This window comes from Robiginitalea sp. (assembly GCF_049588695.1).
In the GTDB taxonomy this organism is placed as follows: domain Bacteria; phylum Bacteroidota; class Bacteroidia; order Flavobacteriales; family Flavobacteriaceae; genus Robiginitalea.
Map to the genome: position 1 here is coordinate 1 of NZ_JBAVZJ010000618.1, position 6,732 is coordinate 6,732.

Consider the following 6,732-nt stretch of genomic DNA (forward strand, 5'->3'; position numbering starts at 1 on the left):
CAACAATACTGCGCTCCTCGTGTTCCTTCGGATCGAAGATGTATCCATAGTCATGTACCACTGCGGCTATGCGAATCAGATTGGCTACACGTTTGGAAAGTAAATAATAATCAATATAAAAATTGCAGACGTTGGCCACATCTATGGTATGGTTCAGGCGATGGTAGTGCAGGTAATCCGGAAGCTTTTCCGAGAGTTCGTCCAGAATTTGATGGCAGACTTTTGGGTATGCTTTTTTATTTTCAAGTTCCATAGAAATGATTTGGACCCCAGCGCGGATTCCTTATAACTTAAACTAAAATAGGGGGCTGATATTGTATTTACTTGGTTTTTAAACACTCGAAGGGAGTGTCAGTTTGGCTGCTGTAATACAAGTATAAGATAATTTTTCGAGGTAATTATTCATTAAAATCAGAATTTCAGGTGAATATGGTTTCCGGAACATCCGCAAAATACATTTTAAACACCTGGTCCTTGACCTTTAATTCACCCCTGTAGGTAAAGGGGAATTCATCTTTTAATTCCTCGTAGATGGATTCAGAAACATTTATCCGACCCGGAACAGATCCTGATTCCATTCGCGCAGCTATATTGACCGTGTTACCCCAGATATCGTAGGCGAATTTTTTGGTGCCCACAACCCCGGCCACTACCGGGCCAGAATTCAATCCAATCCGGATCCTGAAAGGATAGATTCCCGGTGGAGGTGAAAGTTCCGTATCATTGACGAATTTCAGGATTTCCCGGGCGGCCCCAAAAGAATCCCGGACATGGGTAGTATTGGCGGTCGGGATCCCTCCTGCACACATATAGGCATCTCCGATGGTTTTGATCTTCTCAAGCCCATGCCTTTCCGTAATCTCGTCGAATGATTTGAAATAATAGTCCACACTCTTCACGAGGTTTTCAGCCGAAATTCGTTCCGCTATCAGGCTAAAGGCTTTAAAATCCGTAAACAATACTGTAATGTGCTCAAATTCCTTAGCCTTGATAAACCCGTTTTCTTTAAGTTCCTCTGCCGTTTCTTTCGGTAGGATATTCAAGAGGATCTCCTCGGACCGGTTCCGCTCAAAGGCAAGGCGCTTGTTGGTGCGTCGGATATAGAAATACTGGAAGACAAAACCCGCTATGATCGCCAGGAACAAGCCAATGATGATCTGGAAAAGTTGCTTAGCACGCGCATCTTCCGCTATCTGTATCTCGTTCAATTCGTTTTTGGTATTCAGCAGTTCGATTTCCTTTTGCGCAGTTTCAAGACCAAATTGCACACTGAGATTTCCCATCCGCTCCTCATACCCTTCGGATCGAATGGAATCTTGAACATCGGCAAAGTTTTGCTGGGCAGAAAAGGCGTTTTTATAATCCCGAATTGTCGAATAAGCCTTCGCAAGGCCTTCATACAAGTCTTTCCGATCCTTTAGAACTCCAGTCGAATCCGTAAGAACAAGTCCTTTTTTGTAAAAATCAATAGCCCTTGTGTATGCTCCTGTTTCCAGGTACTTGTTGCCGAGACCCAGATAGGCTTTTGCTTCTTCGGGCATATTTTCTTTTTCCTTCGCGGCAACCAGGGCCTCCTGGTGAAACGCTTCTGCCAGGTCGTATTGCTCCAGACCCAAATGAGCTTCCCCAAGGAAATTAAGCGGTGGGGAGGGATCTGCATCAAGGTCCCTAAATACTTTCAGGGCATCCTCAAGATAAGAAACTGCCTCTCCGGGTTGCCCTACTTTCAAATACCACTCCCCGAAATTAAGATTGGCCACCGCATAACCCTGTACATATTCTATTTTTTCAAAAATATCAATCGACCGGCGGTAATTCTCGATGGCCTCTGAATACGTTTCCTCATCCTCCGAATAAACCGTTCCAATATTTACCAGGGCGGTTCCTATACGCACTGAATCCTTTACGATCTCCGCATTTCGCAGGGAATTGATAAAATATTCCAAAGCCGTTGGATAATCCCCAATGGAATTATGGATAGATCCAATATTACTTTGAAGGTTGCTGATTCCCAAGGTATCTTTTTCATTCTCAAAGATTCGAAGGGACCGGGTGAAATTATCCAGGGCCTTCGGAAAATCGCCTCTATCATAGTAGACCGATCCAATCCATTTAAATCCATAAGCTTTGCCACGCTGATATTTAAAGCGGTCCGCCAAATCCATAGCCTGCTTAGCGAGGATCATGGAAGAGTCAGGGTTGGAAAACCTGAGTTGCTCAGATTTTGCAAGCAACTCCTCAACCTCAACAGAATCCGTCTGTACTGTATTTTGAAGTGGGTCCGACCCCTTTTTCTCGATCTGGTCCTGCGACATCATCAGGAAGGGAATGAGTAAAAGACCGTATAAGAATACCTTCAGGATGCGCCCGGGTCTCATGGAGAAAGTGATGCCATTCATGGCATTAAAAGTAGCAATAATTGCGCAGTTTCATAAGCCGGGGACTAAAATTAGTGCTTCCTGGTTTCCTAAATTCCTGGAAATATATAAATGAAAATACCCCCACCTTAAAACGCAGCATGCAAATCAGGCCATAGATCTGATAAAATATTGCAACAGCATTCTGCAAACATGGATTGCCAGTTACCCATGACAGCCCCTTTTGACGGATAGATCCTATCCGGAATCCGGGCTCAAATATTTTTCATACCTTGAGAAGATCAACCCGTTAACAAACTATTGGAAATCATGAAAAAGCTCAGTAAAGACGACGTCAAACAGGAAGTATTCGATCTGTACGATGCCTATGCCCATAACCAGATAAACCGCCGCCAATTTATGGACAAACTCTCCACCTATGCCGTGGGCGGGATTACGGTCATGTCGCTGATGAGTTTTATGATGCCGGATTACAAAAATAAGATTCAGGTACGCCAGGACGATCCACGGGTGCAATCTGCCTATATCAACTACAATTCCGAGAACGGGGGTGGTGAGATGAAGGCCTTATTTGCCCGGCCTGCCGGTGTGGAGGGCAAGCTGCCCGGTATAGTGGTGGTCCATGAAAACCGCGGACTCAACCCCTATATTGAAGATGTATGCCGGCGCGCAGCCCTGGCCGGGTTTGTAGCCCTGGCCCCGGATGCCCTTACTCCTTTGGGGGGATACCCGGGGAATGACGATGAGGGGCGCACCATGCAACGGGAGCGCGATCGCAATGAAATGCTGGAGGACTTTATCGCTGCCTTTGTCCACCTGAAAAACCGGGAAGGTTGTTCAGGGAAAGTGGGCGTGGTGGGGTTTTGTTTCGGGGGATGGATTTCGAATATGATGGCTGTACGCATCCCGGGGCTCGGGGCAGCGGTTCCCTTTTACGGGAGTCAGCCCCCAACAGAACTGGTGCCCCAGATCCAGGCTCCCCTGATGCTCCATTACGGCGGGCTGGACGAGCGGGTCAACGCCGGATGGCCGGAGTACGAGGCGGCGCTAAAAGCCAATGGAAAAGAGTATCAGGAATTTTTCTATCCCGGAAAGAATCACGGCTTTCACAACGATACCACTCCGCGTTACGATAAAGAAGCGGCCGAACTCGCGTGGAGCCGGACCATTGATTTCTTTAAGGAGAAGCTCGCTTAGAACCCGTCTTTTTCAAGCCTTTTAATTTCCCGGCCTACCCTTTGGCGTAACATTTCCCATCGGGGCTTTACGCCCAAATAGGTTTCGTGCAGATAATCCGTGGTTATCGCCCGTTCTGAAACGCGGTTCAGATAACGCATCTGGTTTAAGAGCACTTTCTTGAAGTACTCCATATCCGGATGTCTTTCATAAAAAGGAAAATGCTCGTCGAGGAAATCCAGGTAGTTCTCAAAGGAACGTTTGCCATCTACTTCCAGTTCACGAAGCAACCGCATATCGGCCTCCCAGGTAGCCATGGCCCGACGGATGGAATCATTTCGGATAACGGCCAGCTTTCCCGAACCCTGCAGGTCTTCAAGAGTTCCTTCCAGGGTCATATGTTTGGTATACCCCATAACCTCCACCTGAAAATCCATGAGCTGTTCATTCGAAATATCCTCCGGAGCCCGCCTGCTGAATGCAATAATGGAATCACACGCCCTGGTGGCGAGCCCGGATTTTTCAATCACACGATCCAATTCCTCCAGGTTGCCTTCCAAATCCTTATAGAATTCCCTAAGGTAGGTGACTTCCTGCTTGCGGTCCGTTCTGAAATCCCTGCGATCATTGATGTAAAGTGCAATTAGGATACCGATCACCACCAGGGCAATCTCACCGATGGCATACAACAGATAGCGCATAATACGGCCATAGGCAACGGCATCACTCCTGAGCCCCCTAAAGAATCGAAGCATCTTTGAATCGTTTTTCCAACGCCTCTAAAATAGTGGAAATTTTGTGGCTGCCCGAAGAACTGCATCCATTCCCATTATACCTCTTTATTCTTGCCCGGCCTGGGAAGCACTTCTTCAGGAAACGGAAATAGAATCGTCGAATTCTTTTCGGCTGCGATATTGGAAAGGGTTTGATAGAGGCGCAACTTAATCGCAGAAGGTGACTCATCGATCATCTTCCCGGCCGCCAACAGCGTGCCGGCCGCCTGTTCTTCGGCCTGGGCCAGTATGATCCGTGCCCTGCGGGAACGTTCGGCTTCCGCCTGGTTGGCCATCATCCTTCGCATATTTTCGGGAAGTTGAATATCCTTAATCTTAACATCTATAATATCTATACCCCACTGTTGGGTCTCCTGCTCGACTATAGACTTGATATTCTTCCCCATCTCTTCCCGCTTGGAAAGAATGGTATCGAGTTCTACTTTCCCGCAGACATCCCGCAGGGCCGCCTGGGACAGTTGGGTGATCGCAAAGTTGTATTCCTCAACTTCGAGTACCGCTTTTTCGGGATTATCGATTTTAAAGAAAACCACCCCGTCAATACTACAGGGCACATTGTCTTCGGTCATCACTTCCTGGGAGATGATGTTAATCGTAATGACGCGGATATCCACTTTTTGAATGGTTTCCACCACGGGAATGATCCATCGAAAACCGGGTTTCAGGGTTTTGACATATTTCCCGAAGCGAAACTTCAGGGCGCGTTTGTATTCGTAAACAATTCGGATACCAGCAAAAAATAAGATCAATAGGAGAGCTGTGAAAAATAGTACAGGGTTCATAGGGCCATTGTTAAGGATTCAGGAGAAGATACGCTAACCGCCCATGGAGTCACATGATAAAGGTCATACATGGCGGATATTTCTGTAACCTTCCTGAATTCATATAAAAACATACCTCCTGACCTGCGTCATACCCGTAATACCATGAATATCATTCCTTTGTAAGATACAATTCAGCTCTTATGGTTCTTACAATGGCACTCTTACTTTTGGCGGCGATTCTCATCTATGTCCTGCTCATACCCCTCGAGTTGGTTATTGACAGCTACACTGGCCGGTATTACCTGCGTGTGGGTTTTCTGGCGCGGTTAAGCCTGGAAAAGGACCCCCTGGAACTCCTGCGGTTACATCTGCAGGTGCTGTTCCTAAACTTCTACTGGCGACCCTCTGAAATCCGGGCTTGGGGTCGGAAAAGAAAAACCCCAAAGTCAAATGCCAAAAGTGCTAAAAAACAGAACATGACACTGACCCAGGTCAGGCGCCTTATACGCACTTTCAGCGTGAAAGCCCTGCGACTCGAAATCGATACTGGAAACCCGGTACTCAACGCCCGTCTGGTTCCACTTTCTTATATGCTCGGACGGCGCACTGGAGCCATTGGAATCAATTTCTGCAATCGAAATTTTATCCTGTTGCACGTGGTCAACAGGCCAATAAACATATTGAAAGTATTCATTAACCCTAAAAAATAGACGTCATGGAATTACACTTTGAAGAATTACTGGAAAAAATCACGGAGTTTATGAAATCGGAAGCCAATACGGAAACCGTGGTCGGTAAGGCCTTTGAACTGGGCGAATTCACTTGCGTACCTGTTATCAAGCTGGGTATGGGCTTTGGCTCTGGGGGTGGTGAAGGAACCGAGCTTAAAAAAGGAAAAGGCCAGGGCGCCGGAGGTGGCGCCGGGATGGGTTTAGAACCCATCGGATTCCTGGTTACCAAGGGAGATCATATCTCCTTCCTACAGGCAGGTAAAAGCAGTGGCCTGGCAGCGGCCTTTGAAAAAGTACCGGACCTCATCGAGAAACTCACTCAAAACAAAAAGCAGGAGGAGTTGGTCTAAAAACGTTTTCACACTTTAAGAAAGCGCACCCTGTGGGGTGCGCTTTTGATTTTCTGACCCTGTAATTGCCCATAGCGTTACTCTATGTCCTTCTAGTCTACAGGGAAGGATTATCTTTGCAATTTAATAGTACTTTTATCTATAGGATTCCTTAACGCGCAATTCGGTTTTTTTAATCGACCTATCGCGCAATCGGTTTAAATTCCTGGTCCCATGAAGCAACTCAGCATCCTCTGTCATTCTTTTCTTCGGGCGATTTTCCTCTTACTGCCCCTCTGCGCCCTGGCCTTTCAGGACAGTGGAGCATCCGTCCGAGATTCCATCCTCACGCGCCAGCCCGTGGCGATCCCTGTAGCGAGTGTGCTCTCGGAAATAGAGAGTGCCAAAAGTGATATTGAGCTTAATTACAAAATGATAGAACCGGGTAAAGAACTCATCCGCATCGACTCCCTCTACAAGGTATACAAGAAACTCCTGACGGTTAAGCAAAAGGAAGCCAATCAGTTTCTCAACTCCAATCCGAATCGTCAGAAAATAGA

7 protein-coding genes and 1 pseudogene are annotated in these 6,732 nt (G+C 46.9%); 4 read left to right on the forward strand and 4 right to left on the reverse strand.

The window, feature by feature from the left end; all coding sequences use genetic code 11:
* A pseudogene (locus WBV75_RS14065) lies at nt 1–253 on the reverse strand (hypothetical protein); the annotation flags it as partial.
* A gap of 166 nt (nt 254–419) precedes the next feature.
* Nucleotides 420–2,399: an adenylate/guanylate cyclase domain-containing protein gene (locus WBV75_RS14070; RefSeq protein ID WP_424121215.1), complete on the reverse strand. Its 1,980-nt coding sequence runs from the start codon at nt 2,397–2,399 to the stop codon at nt 420–422.
* A 288-nt stretch (nt 2,400–2,687) separates the two neighbouring features.
* Between WBV75_RS14070 and WBV75_RS14075 the strand changes: the two genes are divergently transcribed.
* The gene (locus WBV75_RS14075; protein WP_424121216.1) at nt 2,688–3,575 is read left to right on the forward strand and encodes a dienelactone hydrolase family protein; all 888 of its coding nucleotides are present in this window, start codon (nt 2,688–2,690) and stop codon (nt 3,573–3,575) included.
* On the opposite strand, the gene WBV75_RS14080 is transcribed toward WBV75_RS14075, so the two are convergent.
* Nucleotides 3,572–4,309: a DUF6090 family protein gene (locus WBV75_RS14080; RefSeq protein ID WP_424121217.1), complete on the reverse strand. Its 738-nt coding sequence runs from the start codon at nt 4,307–4,309 to the stop codon at nt 3,572–3,574. The two genes, WBV75_RS14075 and WBV75_RS14080, sit on opposite strands and share 4 nt — an antisense overlap.
* A 74-nt stretch (nt 4,310–4,383) precedes the next feature.
* Nucleotides 4,384–5,130, reverse strand: coding sequence for a slipin family protein (locus WBV75_RS14085; protein WP_424121218.1), 747 nt, complete (start codon nt 5,128–5,130; stop codon nt 4,384–4,386).
* Between the two features lie 182 nt (nt 5,131–5,312).
* Between WBV75_RS14085 and WBV75_RS14090 the strand changes: the two genes are divergently transcribed.
* From WBV75_RS14090 to WBV75_RS14100, 3 genes are all read left to right on the forward strand, one after another.
* Nucleotides 5,313–5,822, forward strand: a complete 510-nt coding sequence (locus WBV75_RS14090) for a hypothetical protein (RefSeq protein WP_424121219.1) — start codon at nt 5,313–5,315, stop codon at nt 5,820–5,822.
* 5 nt (nt 5,823–5,827) lie between these two features.
* Nucleotides 5,828–6,193 carry a GerW family sporulation protein gene (locus WBV75_RS14095; protein ID WP_424121220.1) on the forward strand — a complete coding sequence of 122 codons (366 nt, stop codon included), beginning with the start codon at nt 5,828–5,830 and terminating at the stop codon, nt 6,191–6,193.
* A 213-nt stretch (nt 6,194–6,406) separates the two neighbouring features.
* Nucleotides 6,407–6,732: hypothetical protein (locus WBV75_RS14100; protein WP_424121221.1), on the forward strand; the 326-nt coding region annotated here is incomplete at its 3' end.